15 protein-coding genes and 1 other annotated feature are annotated in these 17530 nt (G+C 31.0%); of the genes, 14 read left to right on the forward strand and 1 reads right to left on the reverse strand.

Features of this window, described 5'->3' with window-relative positions; all coding sequences use genetic code 11:
- Positions 1-85 precede the first annotated feature (85 nt).
- The 10 genes from ACGHJ8_RS06460 (at position 86) to ACGHJ8_RS06505 (ending at position 10711) form a co-directional block, all read left to right on the forward strand.
- The gene (locus tag ACGHJ8_RS06460; RefSeq protein ID WP_390542293.1) at positions 86-1483 is read left to right on the forward strand and encodes a glycoside hydrolase family 1 protein; all 1398 of its coding nucleotides are present in this window, start codon (positions 86-88) and stop codon (positions 1481-1483) included.
- Positions 1484-1641: 158 nt separating this feature from the next.
- On the forward strand, positions 1642-3054 hold the full coding sequence (locus ACGHJ8_RS06465; protein ID WP_205089110.1) for a glycoside hydrolase family 1 protein: 1413 nt from the start codon (positions 1642-1644) through the stop codon (positions 3052-3054).
- Positions 3055-3220: 166 nt separating this feature from the next.
- Positions 3221-5116 (forward strand): molecular chaperone HtpG, encoded by a 1896-nt coding sequence (htpG, locus tag ACGHJ8_RS06470; RefSeq protein WP_390542296.1) that lies wholly within the window; start codon positions 3221-3223, stop codon positions 5114-5116.
- Between the two features lie 67 nt (positions 5117-5183).
- A complete protein-coding gene (locus tag ACGHJ8_RS06475; protein WP_390542297.1) occupies positions 5184-6092 on the forward strand; it encodes a hypothetical protein in 909 nt (302 codons plus the stop codon).
- A gap of 31 nt (positions 6093-6123) precedes the next feature.
- The gene (locus ACGHJ8_RS06480) at positions 6124-6660 is read left to right on the forward strand and encodes a nitroreductase family protein (RefSeq protein ID WP_390542299.1); all 537 of its coding nucleotides are present in this window, start codon (positions 6124-6126) and stop codon (positions 6658-6660) included.
- A gap of 8 nt (positions 6661-6668) precedes the next feature.
- Entirely contained in the window at positions 6669-6902 is a 234-nt protein-coding gene (locus tag ACGHJ8_RS06485) for a hypothetical protein (RefSeq protein ID WP_390542301.1), read from the forward strand.
- 130 nt (positions 6903-7032) lie between these two features.
- Positions 7033-7239 (forward strand) — a binding site (T-box leader).
- 120 nt (positions 7240-7359) lie between these two features.
- A complete protein-coding gene (locus ACGHJ8_RS06490; protein ID WP_390542303.1) occupies positions 7360-8148 on the forward strand; it encodes a transporter substrate-binding domain-containing protein in 789 nt (262 codons plus the stop codon).
- A gap of 19 nt (positions 8149-8167) precedes the next feature.
- Complete coding sequence (locus ACGHJ8_RS06495; RefSeq protein WP_087357882.1) at positions 8168-8851, forward strand: amino acid ABC transporter permease; 684 nt, start codon at positions 8168-8170, stop codon at positions 8849-8851.
- Entirely contained in the window at positions 8844-9572 is a 729-nt protein-coding gene (locus tag ACGHJ8_RS06500) for an amino acid ABC transporter ATP-binding protein (protein ID WP_087357881.1), read from the forward strand. Before ACGHJ8_RS06495 ends, ACGHJ8_RS06500 begins: the two co-directional genes overlap by 8 nt.
- Positions 9572-10711, forward strand: coding sequence for an aminotransferase class I/II-fold pyridoxal phosphate-dependent enzyme (locus ACGHJ8_RS06505; protein WP_390542306.1), 1140 nt, complete (start codon positions 9572-9574; stop codon positions 10709-10711). The genes ACGHJ8_RS06500 and ACGHJ8_RS06505 overlap by 1 nt, the downstream gene beginning before the upstream one ends.
- On the opposite strand, the gene ACGHJ8_RS06510 is transcribed toward ACGHJ8_RS06505, so the two are convergent.
- Positions 10706-12016 (reverse strand): oligosaccharide flippase family protein, encoded by a 1311-nt coding sequence (locus tag ACGHJ8_RS06510; protein ID WP_390542308.1) that lies wholly within the window; start codon positions 12014-12016, stop codon positions 10706-10708. The genes ACGHJ8_RS06505 and ACGHJ8_RS06510 overlap by 6 nt on opposite strands.
- 79 nt (positions 12017-12095) lie before the next feature.
- Between ACGHJ8_RS06510 and ACGHJ8_RS06515 the strand changes: the two genes are divergently transcribed.
- From ACGHJ8_RS06515 to ACGHJ8_RS06530, 4 genes are all read left to right on the forward strand, one after another.
- Complete coding sequence (locus tag ACGHJ8_RS06515) at positions 12096-12383, forward strand: post-transcriptional regulator (protein ID WP_087357878.1); 288 nt, start codon at positions 12096-12098, stop codon at positions 12381-12383.
- Positions 12384-12520: 137 nt separating this feature from the next.
- Complete coding sequence (recJ, locus tag ACGHJ8_RS06520; protein WP_087357877.1) at positions 12521-14143, forward strand: single-stranded-DNA-specific exonuclease RecJ; 1623 nt, start codon at positions 12521-12523, stop codon at positions 14141-14143.
- 59 nt (positions 14144-14202) lie between these two features.
- Positions 14203-14715, forward strand: a complete 513-nt coding sequence (locus ACGHJ8_RS06525; RefSeq protein WP_087357876.1) for an adenine phosphoribosyltransferase — start codon at positions 14203-14205, stop codon at positions 14713-14715.
- A 45-nt stretch (positions 14716-14760) separates the two neighbouring features.
- A complete protein-coding gene (locus ACGHJ8_RS06530) occupies positions 14761-16974 on the forward strand; it encodes a bifunctional (p)ppGpp synthetase/guanosine-3',5'-bis(diphosphate) 3'-pyrophosphohydrolase (RefSeq protein WP_205089099.1) in 2214 nt (737 codons plus the stop codon).
- The last annotated feature ends 556 nt before the right edge of the window (positions 16975-17530 follow it).

Genomic DNA, 17530 nt, shown 5'->3' on the forward strand with positions numbered 1-17530 from the left:
ATTATTTTATAAAATAATGAAAAAATATTTACTCAAAGAAGAATATCTTTTACAATGCCTTTATAAACAAGAGGAGGATTTATAGATGATAAAATTACCAAAAGATTTTTTCTTTGGTGCAGCAATGTCTGGACCACAAACTGAAGGAAGTTATAATGTAGGAGGAAGACTACGTTCTTATTGGGATATGTATTCTGATATGGAAATTAATGCTTTTCACAATAATGTGGGATCATATGTCGGAAATGATATGTATCACAAATATGAATCAGATATTCAATTATTAAAGAGTATGAATTTTGAATCATTTAGAACATCAATGCAATGGACAAGATTACTGGATCAAGATGGCAATATTAATCCTGAAGGAGCAAAATGGTATCATCAGTTGATTGATTGTGCTCACGAAAATGGAATTGAAATATTTATGAATATGTATCATTTTGATATGCCTGAATATTTAGTTAAACGTGGTGGATGGCAAAATAGAGAAGTTGTGGAAGCGTATGCTAATTTTGTGAAAAAGGCAATGGAAGAATTTGGTCAGAAAATTAAATACTGGTTTACTTTTAATGAACCTATTGTAGAACCAGAACAACAATTTTTACATGGAACTTGGTATCCATATCAAAAAGATTTTAAACAATCAATCAATGTTCAATACAATATTACTTTAGCACATTGTTTAGCAGTCATGAATTTTAGAAAGCTTCAAAAAGAAGGAAAAATTCGTAAAGATGCAAAAATTGGGATGATTAACTGTTTTGCTCCACCATATACAAAAGACAATCCATCTGCTGAAGATTTAGAAGCCGTGAGAATGACAGATGGTTTACATAATCGCTGGTGGTTAGATGTTGTGGCACATGGACATTTACCTGAAGATGTTTTAGATACAGTGGAAAATGACTGGAAAGTTGAAATCAATCGCCGTGTTGGAGATGAAGCTATTTTAGCTCAAGGAAAAGTGGATTGGTTAGGATTTAATTATTATCAGCCAACACGTGTTCAGGCACCTGATTCAAAATTTGATGAAAATGGATTACCATGTATTGCGAAACCTTATATTTGGCCTGAAAGAAAAATGAATGTTCATCGTGGATGGGAAATTTATCCTAAAGGAATTTATGATTTTGGTATGAAAATCAAAAAAGAATGCCCTGATTTACCATTCTTTATTTCAGAAAATGGAATGGGTGTTGAAGGTGAAGAAAAATTCATGGATGAAAATGGTGTTATCCAAGATGATTATCGTATAGAGTTTGTTAGAGATCATTTAGAATGGATTGCAAAAGCCATTGAAGATGGAGCGAATTGTTTAGGTTATCATTACTGGGGTGCAATTGATAACTGGTCTTGGTGTAATGCGTTTAAAAATCGTTATGGATTTGTAAGAGTGTGTCTTGATGATGGTTATAAACGTAAAGAAAAGAAATCTGCCAGCTGGATGAGAGAAGTAGCTCGTACAAAAGAATTTGAATAAAGATTGTCTGCAATGACAATCTTTTTTTGAAACAGAGTTTCATATTTATATATAATATATTATCTTTTATGAAACTTCATTATAAAGTCAGTGGACTGCGTTTACTCTTAAAATAATTTATTATAAAATAATTGGTAGAGAGTAAGGAGGAAGAAATTGTGGAAAAGAAAATGCCAAAAGGTTTTTACTGGGGTGGATCAGTATCTTCATTCCAGACAGAAGGAGCAAGAAATGAAGGAGGTAAAGGTGTCTGTGTTTATGATGTCAGACCAATGAATCCTGAATTTTCAGATTGGAATGTAGCAATTGATGAATATCATCGCTATGATGAAGATATTGCTTTAATGAAAGAAATGGGATTTAATTTTTATCGTTTTTCTATTTGCTGGTCAAGAATTATTCCTAATGGAACATTAGATGAACCAGTCAATGAAGAAGGTGTCAAATTCTATAGTGATTTAATTGATAAGTTATTAGCTGCTGGAATTGAACCAATGATTACATTAGTTCATTTTGATATGCCTTATCATTTAGTGAAAAACTATAATGGTTTTGCATCTCGTTATGTTGTTGATTGTTTTGAAAGATATGCTAGAGTATGTATTGAAAGATTTGGAGATCGTGTCAAACATTGGATGAGTTTCAATGAACAGAATTTACATGGTATGATGTTAAGAGTTTCTAATGCAGAAGAAATTCCTGAAGGTGTCAGTGAAGCTAAACATTTATATCAAGTGAATCATAATGTTTTCATTGCTCACTGTAAAGCTGTTAAAGCATTAAGAGAATTACAACCAGATGCTAAATTCTGTGGTATGGCTGCTGTTACAAATATTTATCCATATACAAATACACCTAAAAATAATTTATTTGCATGGCAAGCTTATCAATATATGAATGGTTTCCATGTTGATGTCTTTGCGAAAGGAAAATACCCTGATTATATGGTTGCTTATCTTGAAAATAGAGGATGGATGCCTCATTTTGAAGAAGGTGACGAAGAATTATTGAAATATACAGTTGATTATATTGCATTCAGTTATTATCGTTCTAATACAATTACTGAAGGAGAATTTGATTTAGAAAGACCTTATCATGAAGTTGTGAATGAACATGTTGTGAAAAACCCACATTGTGAAGCCAATGAATGGGGATGGGAAATTGATCCAATTGGATTTAGATGGACATTAAATGATTTACACGTGCGTTCTGATTTGCCTGTTTTCGTATTAGAAAATGGTGTAGGTTGGCGTGAAGATATGACTCAAGAAGAAGTTGATGCTATGCTTGCTGCTGGAAAAACAATTGAAGATGACTATCGTATCAATTATCATAGAGATCATATCAAAGAAATGGAAAATGCGATGTTTGAAGAAGGTGTTCCATGCTTAGGATATATTACATGGGGACCAATCGATATTTTAGCAAGTATGTGTAATATGGATAAACGTTATGGATTTGTTTATGTCAATAGAACAAATAAAGATATGCGAGATTTAAAACGTATTCCTAAAAAATCATTCTATTGGATTTCTAAAGTCTTTAAATCTAATGGTGAAGATTTAGATTAAAATGATGGAAAAGATTCACTTGTGATAGTGAGTCTTTTTTATTTTTGAAAAAAGATTTAAAGAAAAGAAGATGACTTTAGCACATTGGACTTGACAGTGCTAACGAGAAGGTGTAAGATACTATTAGCACAAAAATGGGTAGAGTGCTAATAAAGGAGATGTAATTATGGCAGAAAAGAAACAATTTAAAGCTGAATCACAAAGATTATTAGATTTAATGATTAATTCTATTTATACACATAAAGAAATCTTTTTAAGAGAATTAATTTCTAATGCAAGTGATGCTTCTGATAAATTATATTATAAAGCACTAACTGAAAATTTAAATGGTATTTCAAGAGAAGATTTATCTATTCAAATTGTGATCAATAAAGATCATCGTATGTTATCTATTATTGATCAAGGTATTGGTATGAATGCAAAAGAATTAGAAGAACATTTAGGAACGATTGCTAATAGTGGTTCTTTTGAATTTAAACAGGCATTAGAAAAAGGACAAGATGATGTTGACATTATTGGACAATTCGGGGTTGGATTCTATTCAGCATTTATGGTTGCTCATAAGGTCGAAGTCATTTCTAAAAAATTTGGAGAAGATCAGGCTTATATCTGGGAATCTGATACAAGTGATGGATATACTATTAATGAAACAGATTATCCAAATCATGGAACAAGAATCAATCTCTATTTAAAAGATAACACGGATGATGAAAATTATGATCAATATTTAGATGAATATGAAATTCAAAGATTGGTTAAGAAGTATTCTGATTATGTTCATTATCCTATTAAAATGGATATGACAACTTCTAAGAAAAAAGAAGATAGTGATGAATATGAACAAGTGATTGAAAATAAGACATTGAACTCAATGGTTCCTTTATGGAAAAGACCTAAAAAAGAAATTACACAAGAAGATTATAATGAATTCTATAAAGATAAATTTAATGATTTCAGTGATCCATTATGTGTAATGCATAACAGTGTAGAGGGAACAATTTCATATGATTCATTATTATTTATTCCTTCTAAACCACCAATGAATTATTATTCACAAGATTATGAAAAAGGTTTACAGCTTTATTCTCGTGGTGTCTTTATTATGGATAAAGCCAGTGAACTTGTACCTGAACATTTTAGATTTGTTAAAGGTTTAGTTGATTCACAAGATTTATCATTAAACATTTCTCGTGAAATGTTACAACATGATCGTCAATTAAAGATTATTGCTGATAAGATTGAAAAACGTATTCAAAGTGAATTGGAAAAAATGTTAAAGAATGATCGTGAAAAATATGAAGAATTCTTTAAGAATTTTGGATTGCAGTTAAAGTTTGGTATTTATAACAGCTATGGTATGTTGAAAGATAAATTACAGGATTTATTGTTGTATTATAGTGCCAATGAAAAGAAAATGATTACTTTTAATGAATATGTTGAAAAGATGAAAGAAGATCAAAAAGAAATCTATTTTGCCAGTGGTGAAAGTTATGAAAAGATTGATCATTTACCAACTGTAGAAATGGTGAAAGATAAAGGTTTTGATATTCTTTATATGATTGATAATGTGGATGAATTCTGTATTCAAATGCTAAGAGAATATAAAGAAAAACCATTTAAAAATATTAATCAAGGTGATTTAGATATTGATAGTGAAGAAGAAAAGAAAGAGTTAGAAAAAGTCAGTGAAGACAATAAAGATTTGATTTCAACACTTAAAGAAGCATTAAAAGATAAAGTTCAAGATGTGAAAGTTTCTGCACGTTTAAAAACACATCCTGTATGTTTAGTAAGTAGTGAAGGTGTGTCTTTTGAAATGGAAAAAGTTTTAAATCAAATGCCAGATGGGCAAAACATCAAAGCAGGAAGAATTTTAGAGATTAATCCAAATCATGCTATATTTAATGCTTTACAATCTTTATTTGAAAAAGATAAAGAAAAAATTAATGATTATGCTTCATTATTATATGATCAGGCTTTATTGATTGAAGGATTTAGTATTGATGATCCTGTTGAATTCTCTAATAAAGTTTGTCAGTTAATGGTAGATGCTAATAAATAATAGATGGAAAGAAACGATTTTGATTTTCGTTTCTTTTTTTATGCTATAATAAAAATAGGTGAGGCATATGAAAAAAAGAGGAATTATTTTATTGATGTTATGTTTATGTTTAATAGGATGTCAAACAAAGGAAAAATCAAATATCACAGTCTATCGTTTAAGCAGATATTACGACTGGTTTTTAAATGCGGACTTCTATCAAAATATTATTCATTATGAAAATGAAGATGTTATTGATATTGATAGGCAATATGGAGAAAACATATATATCAAAGATGATGATTTATTTATTGAAGCTGATGAAAAACAAGCAAAGGCATTTTTAGAGAAGAATCAGCAATTCATGACAGAGGTTATTCAACAACTCAATGATTTAGAAACGTCTGTAAATATAAATGAAGATTATTCTCAGCTGACTATTACGATGAGTCAGGATTTTTTACAAGATATCTTTTCTAAAAAGAATTTTGATTATAGTGGTCATTTGCTAGGACTTATGACAATGGTCAATACACAGCGTATTTTTATAACGAAAGATAGTGATATTCCTATTGGTGTTCAAATTATTAATAAGCAAAGTGGTTATCAAGTATCAAAGGCTTTCTTCCCTTATGAATCTCTTGAAATGACAACGGAAGATTGGCAAAAGAGCCAAAGTCAGAATGTAGAAACGACTTCATCAAAGAAGGGATATAGTCGTATTTTGATGAAGGTTGTTGATAAAACTGAAAACCAGATTTTCTTTGAACCGTTAGATCATCAACTTTATCCTGATACAAAACTTTGTTTGTGTTTAGACAGTGTTTACAGTGAAGATGTCTATTTGCCTTATCAAATGAATGAACAAGATACGTTTTATCTGGAGCTTGATGGAATGTATGCTTTGCATGAAGATGGTGATCATATTCAAGATATTGCACCACTATCAATCATCCCATCGCAATATCTCAGTGAAGAAACATTGCAAAAGGATTAAATCAAGATTATAATAAATAGGGGTGGTATTAATGGAGTTACAGGAAGTACTAGAAAAAAGAAAAAGTGTGCGTAGACATTATCTTCAAAAGCCAGTAGAAAGGAAACTCATCAAACAGATGATTGAAGCAGCTATATTAGCACCTTCATGGAAAAATTCGCAGGTGACACGTTATTATATTGCTGAAAGTGAAGAAGCTAGACAGGCTATTAAGGCTGCTTTGCCAGAATTTAATCAAGAAAATGTAGGTGATGCTCCAATACTTATTGTTTCAACGATTGTTTTAAATCGTTCTGGTTATAATAAAGATGGAACTCCAACAAATGAATTAGGAAATGGCTGGGGTTATTATGATTGTGGTATGCACAATATGAATCTTATTTTAAAAGCAACAGAGTTAGGATTATCAACGTTAGTGATGGGGATTCGTGATGAAAAAGCTATTCAGGCATTTTTCTCTATTCCAGAAAATCAAGCTGTTGTGAGTGTGATTGCTGTGGGATATAGTGATGAAGAAGTCCAAAGACCGCCACGAAAAGAATTTGAAGATATTGTTGTCATGAAATGAGGATGATTATGATTATTATATATATTATTGGTGGATTGCTTTGTTTATTTTTGACAATTTATATTTTGGATTATAGAGAGAAGATTGCATCAAAAATAAAACAAATCAAGGAACAAAAAAATGAAATTCAAGAGTTAAATAATCAATTGGATGATTTACAATGTCAACTTGATTTAATGGAAGAACCGATTCAAAAGCTTCATGATGTTAGTGAACAAATTTTATTTTATATGAAAAAATAAAATAAAATTTATATATTTTATAAAATTAGTTCTGTTTTTATGTTTAAATAGAAAATAATAGATGAATATTGAGAAAAAGCAAAAAAAGTATTGACATGTTTAATCAAATGCATATAATAGAAGCATATCAAAAAATTCGATGAAAAAGAGAGTAGTTTAAACAAATATAAAGCGAACTGATGTTGGTGTGAGATCAGTATAGGCGTTTAAATGAACCGCACTTTGGAGAACGATACTTGAATGGAGTAGGGTATTGAGTGAATCTGCTTTAAGGATAGAGGTGGATATATCTTTGATATATCAAAAAGAGTGGTACCGCGATAATTTCGTCTCTTAGTTGAACTAAGAGACGTTTTTTTATGAAAAAAGGGGGATTTTATGATGAGGTTGATTTTACGGTGACATTAACAAAAAAATGGATAAAAAATAAAAATAGAGGAAAGATGAGGGAAAGAAAATGAAAAAATTATTTAAAGGATTATTAGTAGCCGCTATGGCATTAACAGTAACAGCTTGTGGGGGAAATGAAAAAGAAACAACTGATACACAAGCAAGTTCAGGAAAAGAAGTAAAAGAAATTCATGTTGCAGTATCTCCAGACTATGCACCATATGAATCTTTAGATACTGATGGAAATATTGTAGGATTTGATCCAGATATGGTAGCTTTATTTCCAAGTTATTTAAATGATGACCAAACAGAATATAAATTTACATGGCATCAAATGTCATTTGAAAATATTGTTTCTCAAGTACAAAGTGGTCAAATGGATTTAGGTGTTTCTGGATTTACTTATGATGAAGACAGAAAAGTTGAATGGTCTAAACCATATACTGCTACAGCTCAAGTTGCTGTTGTGAATAAAGATTCTGATATTAAGACAGTTGCTGATCTTGAAGGAAAAGTCATTGCTGCACAAAGTGGAGCAACAGGTGAAGATGCTGCGAAGTCAATTAAAAATGCGAAAGTTGTTTCTGTTTCTAATGTGCAAGAAATTTTTAGTGCTTTAACAAGTCATCAATATGATGCTGTTGTTGTAGACTTGGCAGTTGCTCAAAATTATGTCAAAGAACAAGGCTTTGTAATGTTAGAAGAATCTTTGTTAGATGAAAAGAATTATATTATTGCTAAAGAAGGAAATGAAGATATGATTAATTTGGTGAACAAAGCTTTAGATCAGTTTTTAGCAAGTGATGATTATACACAATTATGTGAAAAATACGGTTTAAAACAATTAGAAGAATAGATGAGAAAGGGGATAGAATATGTTTACAGCTTTTTGGGACATACTCACTATAGACAATTTGATATATCTATTTAAGGGGGCAATGGTGTCATTAAGTATGGCAGGTCTATCCCTTTTTATTGGATTAATTTTTGGTATTCTAGGAGCTTCAGCAAAGATATCAAAGAATAGATTATTAAGAATATTAGGAAATATATATGTAGAAGTTATTCGTGGAACACCGATGCTTTTACAAATCATGCTGATTTTTAATGTTGTTCCTATTATTGTTACGCAGATTACTGGTGAAGTTTTTAGAATGAATTATTTTCTCATTGGTGTTGTTGCCATGAGTATTAATAGTGGGGCATATACAACAGAATTAATCAGAAGTGGTATTAACGGTATTGATAAAGGACAATGGGAAGCCTGTGAAACTTTAGGATTATCAAGATGGCAAACAATGCGTCTTGTTATTTTACCACAGGCATTTAAAAGAATCGTGCCACCTTTGATTAGTGAATTTATTACCTTGATTAAGGATTCATCATTAGTCAGTATTATAGGTCTTGTTGAATTATTAAATTCTGCTAAAGTATTAGGAAATCAATATTATGAATTTATGTCACCTTATTGTTTGGCAGGAGTTTATTATCTTGTTATGACTTTGACGATTTCATATATAGCAAAGAAAATAGAAAGGAAGTTGGCAGTTAGTGATTAAAGTAGAGAATATTGTAAAACAATTTAATGATTTAAAGGCTGTTAATGATGTTTCCTTAGAAATTAAAAAAGGGGAAATCGTTTGCTTGATTGGTCCTTCTGGTTCTGGAAAAAGTACAGTGCTAAGATGTATTAATGGATTAGAAAAACCAGAAAGTGGTCATATCTATGTTAATGATCAATTACTTGATGAAAAAGATAGTGAAAATTATAAAAAATTAAGAGGATTAATGGGATTTGTTTTTCAACATTTTAATCTTTTTCCTAATATGACAGTTTTAGAAAATTTGACTTTAGCCCCTATTCAAGTGATGAAAAAAAGCAAAGAAGAAGCAGAACAAATAGCTTGTCAATACTTGGAAAGAGTGGGTCTTCTTGATAAAAAAGATGAATATCCAAATAAATTATCAGGTGGACAAAAACAAAGAGTTGCAATAGCCAGAAGTCTATGCATGAGTCCAGAAATTATGTTGTTTGATGAGCCAACAAGTGCTTTAGACCCAGAAATGGTTATTGAAGTTTTGGAAGTTATGCAGGAATTAGCCAATGAAGGAATGACAATGGTTGTTGTGACACATGAAATGGGATTTGCACGTACGGTTGCCAATCGTGTGATCTTTTTGGAAGATGGAAAAATTGTTGAAGAAAATAATGCTGAAGAATTCTTTAAGCATCCTAAAACACAAAGAGCACAAGATTTTTTAAATAAGGTTATGCACTAATGAAAATTAACGAATTTAAAGTAGAAACATGGATGACTGATCATGAAAATGACTGTCAATATAATTTGACAGAAACATGTGTGTCATCCTTAACTTTATCAGAACTTCAACAATTTGTATCAGAAAATATCAGTGATCAGATCATGTCTATGAAAATGGATTATGGACCTATTGTAGGCTCTCAGCGTTTAAAAAAAGCGATTTTATCGTTATATGAAACGGGTGATGAAAGTCATATCACTATTACTCATGGGGCCATCAATGCTAATGAATTGGTCATGATGAGTTTGCTGGAAGCGGGAGATCATGTCATCAGTTTATTTCCTACATATCAGCAAATGTATGATTTTCCTTTATCACTAGGCTGCGAAGTTTCTTTGATTACCTTAAAAGAAGAAAACGAGTGGTTACCAACTATTGAGGATTTTCAATCATGCATACAAGATAACACCAAAATGATTTGTTTAAACTCACCTAACAATCCAACTGGAACAACAATTCCTTTGCCTTTAATGAAAGAAATCATTGATTTAGCTAAGAAACGTCATTGCTATATTTTGTGTGATGAAATTTATCGAGGGGTTGATACAAAAGCTTGTGGTTTGTATCCTTCATTCAGTGATTACTATGATCAGGCGATAGTCACACAAAGTTTGTCAAAAGTATTTTCTTTTGCCGGATTAAGACTAGGTTGGATTAAAGGCCCTCAAGAAGTGATTGATTTGATTAATTATCGTCGTGACTATCATATTATCAGTAGTGGACCTTTAGATGATTATTTAGCTTGTCTGATTTTAGAAAATAAAGATCAGATTTTAAAACGTAGTTTAACTATTTGTCAGAAAAATAAAGACATTCTCCAACGATGGTTAGATCAAGAACCACTTGTTTCATGTGTTATACCACGTCATGGAACAGTTTGTTTTTTACATTACCATGTGGATATGCCTTCTACACTCTTTTGCGAAAAGTTGCAAAAAGAAACAGGTGTCTTCTTTGTTCCGGGAAGTGCCTTTGATGTGGGATATCATTTAAGATTTGGATTTACACAAGATGAACAAATCATGAAAGAAGGTTTAATGACTTTTTCACGTTGGTTAAGACAATTTGATCAAAAGCCTATTTCCATTGTGTTATAGGCTTTTTTTATGTTTATAAACAAATTGATAGACAAAATAAAATGAAAAAACAAGTGTTGAAAATAATCCTATTAACATGACGATAGCGACACTTGCAACATGAAAGCGAGGAATTAAAATAATTAGACAAACTAGTTCAATGAAAACTTCTAAAGTACTCATCATAAACATTTCTTTATTTTTATTGAGTGCCTGTAATGTGGCACTTAAGGGTGTCTGTAAATAAAAAATTGTAAAAGGAATACACATATACTGAAGATACTGATATCCTTTGGTTGTATTGTACATGATCTGAAGGCAGACATCGCCATAAAAATAAAAGATCAATGTAAAGGGAAGACTAATGAAAAGGCAAATGATAAGACTATAGAAAACATGCTTTTTGAGTGCATTAATACGATTGTAGGCGAGATCTTTATTTAAAATAGGGATTAACAATCTTAAAATCACATTGTTGAAAAAAGTAGGTGTCACAAGTAATGAAATGACATAACCACTTATTATTGCATATTGAAGATGAATTTGTGTTTCTTCAATATGTAGTTTTGTCAAAATCGAAACAAGAAGAATGGGTTCTAAAAAATTGTAGCCAACATGCAGCAGTCTTGATCCTGTTAAGGGTAAAGCAATATTCATCATATCTTTGAATAGAAAGTGACTTTGAAAATAGGAAAGGGGATGATAATGCCAGTTGACTTTCCTTTTTAAACGTAACATTAAAAAAAGAATAGAAGTGATTTCACCAATACTCATAGCAATAATAGCAATGCTGACTAAATAAGGCATGGGAAGATGATGAAACTTTTGAATGATAATATAAGTAAAAACAATACGAGAAACTTCTTCAAATAATTGAGCAAGTGAAAGATTCCAGACATCTTCTTTTCCTAAATAATAGTTTTTGATAATACCACTTATTCCTACCAGAGGAATAAAGGGAAGCATACATAAAAGTGGAAAATAAGCATCACTTTGTTTTAGAAAATAAACAGCTATTATTTTTGAAAAACACAAAAGTGTGCCCATAATACATAAACATGTTATAAAACATATACATAATGCTGAAATAATAATCTTTTTGTTGTTGTATTTGGGATGTGAAATCAAGCGAAAAACTGCAGATGGAACGGAAAACTGGGCTAAGGTAATGCATAAAGATAATGTTGGAATAACCAAAATATAAAGTGCCATTCCATTTTCATCTAAAAGTCGTGATAAAAGCATACGATTGAGTAATGAAAAGACTTTGGTGATGAGGGTACTGGCTGTTAAGATGAGAAATGAATTAATCAATTTTCTTTTCATAAAATACTTCCTTTATTGTCGAATTTCCTTTATAATAAATATGTTAAATATTTAAAAAATATGTTAGGAAGTGCAGTCAATGGAAATCAATATTAAGAATAACTTGCCACTAGATATTCTTTTTTTAATTCGTATAAAAGCTAATGAATTTAAAAATGAAGGGGTTCATGACATTAATAGTTATGATATAAAGGATTATCTTTATTCTATTAAATGGAAAGATGTAGAAACAAAAGCGATGTGTGATGTGATTGATGATATTATGTCTTTGCGTTTTTCTGAGGTTTTTGATTATTTAAAGATGAAAGTCATTAAAGAAGCATCGACGATGAAAATTGATGATTTTAGTGATTTTATTGCGAAATAGTGCCTCTAACTTCTGTGATGTTAGTAGGACTTTTTTATTTAAGAAATAAAATGAACAATGAAAAATGTCAATGATTTGAAATCACAAATCAACGTGTGTTATAATGCTTTTATATGTGAAGGAGATTGAAGTGAGTTATGAAATATAAGATCATAGAACCACAACATTATCAACAGATTCAGGCTCGATATCATATCAATTCTTTATTAGCAAAAGTCATTGAAAGTCGTCAATATGATGAAAAAACATTGAAAGAAATGATGAATCCACGTTTGATTTATCATGATTTTTCATTGTTTGAAGAAGCTGATATGACATTGGAAAGAATCCATGAAGCGATTGAACAGCATGAAAAAATCTGTATTTATGGAGATTATGATTGTGATGGTATTTTAGCAACAACGATTCTTGTGCAAGCTTTTTTAGAGCTGGGAGTGAAAGTAGGATATCATATTCCTCATCGCTTTGAAGATGGCTATGGCTTGAATGTTAGGCGTGTAGAACAGATGGCTGAAAAAGGTTATACTTTAATCATTACTGTGGATAATGGTGTGAAGGCTTTTGAAGCTGTTGAAAGAGCCAATGAACTGGGCATTGATGTCATTATTACAGATCATCATCAATTTGATCAAGATTTACCAGATGCCTGTACAATTATTCATACAAAGCTATCACCAGATTATCCTTTTAAAGAAATATCAGGAGGCTATGTTGCATATAAACTGGCAAGTGCATTGCTTGGACGACAAGATAAATATTTATTTTGTCTGGCAGCAATTACGACCATTTCAGATATGATGCCATTACTCAATGAAAATCGTTCACTGGTTAGACGTGCTTTGACTTTTATGAAAGAAGGAAAATATCTGTCATTAGAATTATTGTTAGGAAATCAGCAGACTTATTCAACTTATGGTATTGGATTTGTGATTGCACCTAAGATCAATTCTTTTGGTCGTTTACCAGAACTCTGTTCTCCTAATATTCTGGTCAAATACTTCTTAAAAAATGCGCCTCGTGATTTTATGGTTCAAGTGGCTCAAATGGCCACATCTTTGAATACCAAAAGACAGACAATGACCAACCAACAGTATGAACTTGCCAAGCAGCAGATGAATGATGATTTTCTTTGTTGGGCAAGTGATGAGATTCATGAAGGCATTATGGGGTTGATTGCTGGAAAATATACACGTGAATATGAAAGACCAAGTTTTGTGATGAATCATGATAAAGACAAAGGTTTGTATAAAGGCAGTGCCAGAAGTGTAGAAGGTTTTTCTTTGCATCAATTTTTTATGGAACATCAAGATCAGTTTGTTATTTGTGGAGGTCATTCTTTAGCTGGAGGATTTACGGTTGATGAGGCTCATTTTGATTCATTTTGTCAATGTGTTAAGGACTCCTTACAAGGTAGGCATTTTCAACCAACAACATCTGTTTTGCAGATTGATGAAAATGATATTGTACTTTCCAGTGTAGAATCTTTATCATTATTAGAACCTTTCGGTATGAAAAATGAAGAACCTTTATATATATTAAAGAATGTTCCTGTTTCTCGTGTTCAACAAATGGGGCAAGGAAAACATTTAAAGATGGAAAGTCAATTTCCACATGGTCAGATGTCTATGTTGTATTTTCAACATGGAGATTTATATGGTGAATTAAAAAATATAAAAACAATGAATGTCATTGGGACATTACAGATTAATGAATATCGTCATCAAAAAAGTATAAATTTTATTATTAAAGATATTGTATAATCTCTTTATAAAAAGCAGAGATTTTGATATAATAGACAAATAAGGAGGGCTTTTAAGCTATGGATTTAAAAAAGTATATCGCAGATATTCCTGATTTTCCAGAACCGGGTGTTATCTTTAGAGATGTGACACCACTTTTAGCCAATAAGGATGCATATCAAGAATCTATTCGATTAATCAGTGAATTTGCAAAAGATAAAAAGGTTGATGTCATTGTGGGACCTGAAGCTAGAGGATTTTTATTTGGATGTCCTGTTGCTTTGGCATTACATTGTGGATTTGTTCCTGTTAGAAAACCGGGAAAACTTCCTCGAGAAGTGATTAGTCAATCTTATGATTTGGAATATGGTTCAAATGAAATTCAAATGCATAGTGATAGTATTCAAGCTGGACAAAATGTTTTGGTTGTTGATGATTTATTAGCAACTGGTGGAACAGTTGAGGCGGCTATAACTCTAATTGAAAAAATGGGTGGAAACGTTGTAGGAACTGCTTTTTTAATTGAACTTGAAGCATTAAAAGGAAGGGAACTTTTAAAAGATTATGACGTTTTTTCAGTCTTAAAGTATTAAAAGGGACGATGTCTCTTTTTTTGCATAGTAAAGGGGGAAGAATTTATGAAATATAAAGGAGCACATGATCAAGTGACATTTGATGATGTCTTAGAAAGTTGTTCAACTTACATTACCAAAAAAGAAAGTATTGATTTAATTCAAAAAGCTTATGATTATATTATGGTAAAACATGAAGGACAAAAACGTAAAAGTGGTGAACCTTATACGATTCATTTGATCTGGGTAGCATACATTCTGACGACTTTACAGACCGGACCAACAACTATTGCGGCAGGACTTTTACATGATGTCATGGAAGACTGTGATGTCCCTCGTGAAGAAATGGTCGAACGTTTTGGAGAAGAAATTACCAGTCTTGTTGAAGGTGTAACGAAAATCAATAAAATGCCATTTAAAGATGAAGCTGATGTTTATGCTGAAAATCATCGTAAGATTTATATTGCGATGGCAAAAGATATACGCGTAATCTTGATTAAATTGGCAGATCGTTTGCATAATATGCGTACATTACAGTATATGCCTCCAGCTAAACAACAGCGAATTTCTAGGGAAACATTGGAAGTTTATGCACCAATTGCACATCGTTTAGGTATTAATGATATTCGTATTGAACTGGAAGACCTTTGTTTGCATTATTTAGATCCAAAAGCTTATCTTGAAATCTCTGAGCTCTTAGAACAAAAACGTAGTGAAAGAAAAGAATCTGTTGAAAAAATGATGAAATCCGTAGAAAAATTACTGGATGAAAATCATATTGATTATCGTATTAAAGGTAGAGCAAAACATATTTATAGTATTTATAAAAAAATGGTTATTAAACATAAACGTTTTGATGAACTTTATGATTTAAATGCTTTACGTATTATCTTAAAAGATAAAATGAAATGTTATGAAGTCTTAGGTATTATTCATGATCATTTTCGTCCTTTACCGGGTCGTTTTAAAGATTATATTGCTATGCCTAAGCCTAATATGTATCAATCTTTGCACACAGCTGTTATCGGTGAGGATGGACATATTTTTGAAATACAGATTCGTACTGAAGAAATGGACGAACTGGCAGAACGTGGAGTGGCTTCTCATTGGCGATATAAAGAAGGAAAAGATTATTCATCAAGACAGGAACAAAAAGATATTGTTGATAAATTACAATGGTTGGGCGATTTTATTACTTTAAGTGATGAAATTAAAGATGGTGACGCTAAAGAATATTATGATTCATTAAAACGTGATATCTTTGAAGCCAATGTCTATGTTATGACACCACAAGGAAAAATTGTAGAACTTCCTAATGGGGCAACGCCGATTGATTTTGCCTATCGTATTCATACCGAAGTCGGTCACCATGCGGTAGGGGCAATCGTTAATAATGTCATGGTCCCTATCAATACCAAACTGAAAACAGGTGATGTCTGTGAAATCAAAACGAATAAAAATTCTGGACCGAGTGAAGACTGGTTAAAATTTGTCAGAACAGCCGGAGCGAGAAATAAAATTAGACAATATATTTCTAAAAAAGATGCAGAAACACAAAAAGAGGCGATAGAAGAAGGAAAGAAGCTTTTAAAAGAAGAAATTCGTAAACGTAATTTAGATGAAAAGAAATTTCTTGATCCAGAAACTTATAAATCATATTTTGGTTCTTTTGGAGCTAGAAATTTTGATGATTTAATGTTAGTGATTGGGAAAAAACAGGCTACAGCTGCTACGCTCATAGATAAAGTCTTACCATCAAAAACTGGTTTCTTTGATAATCTTTCAAAGATTTTAAAGAAAAACAATAATGCTTTAAAGAATCAAAAGAAAAGCAGCAGTTTAGGTATTAGTGTCAAAGGTGTGGATGGATTAAAGGTTCAATTATCGAAATGTTGTAATCCTATTCCCGGTGATGAGATTATTGGGTATGTGTCAAAAGGACAAGGAATCAAAGTTCATCGTGCAGATTGTCCTAACCTAAAAGGTGTAGAAAAAGGACGTCTGATTGATGTTTATTGGGATTATACAAATATTATGCAAAAGCGTTTTGAAGTTGATATTGATATTAGAGGTTTAGATCGTCCTAATTTATTGAATGATATTATTACTGTATTAGGACAGGTTAAGGTTAATATTTTAAATATTAATGCCGGTGTCGTTGATACAGAAGCACAAATTCAATTAAAACTTTCTGTAGAGAATGCTGAACTTCTACAATTGACAATTGATAATTTAAATAAAATACAAGGTGTTTATAGTATTTCAAGAGTTATTCACTAACTTTTTCAATCATAAATAGATGTATCTATTTATGATTTTTTAAAATCAAAAAAGCAGTGATAAAAAGAAGATAAATTGAAAATGATTTTTTCATAATATGAAAATGAAAAGGCTTTCAATTTTATAAAAAATGTGTTATGATATAGACGAAGAAAAGGAAAGGAAATGAAAGGAGGTCTTAAAGATGAAAGAAACTAGAAAAATCAAAACTTTATATTTAGGACCTAGATTCATGGAAAATCTCCTTCTTCCAAAAGAGTATCGTTTAGAAAGAGATCTTCTACCCCCTAACATACGTTAGACCTGGTAATGATAGGTCTTCATCAAAAAAGTTCATGATATAATAAAGTGTCATCATAATGAGTGAATGAGAAAGTTGATTGTTTGTAAAAATAAGCAATAAGTAAAAAAGGCATTGTGATATGGCTTTATCGAAAATATGGAAACATTATTCATGAGATTATCTATATAGATATAGTTTTTGATTCATAGAAATATAGATAAGTTAATAGATAATAGAGTGTCATCGTTATTTATAAAAATGAATATAAATGAA

It is taken from the genome of Massiliimicrobium timonense (genome assembly GCF_042850985.1).
In the GTDB taxonomy this organism is placed as follows: domain Bacteria; phylum Bacillota_I; class Bacilli_A; order Erysipelotrichales; family Coprobacillaceae; genus Allocoprobacillus.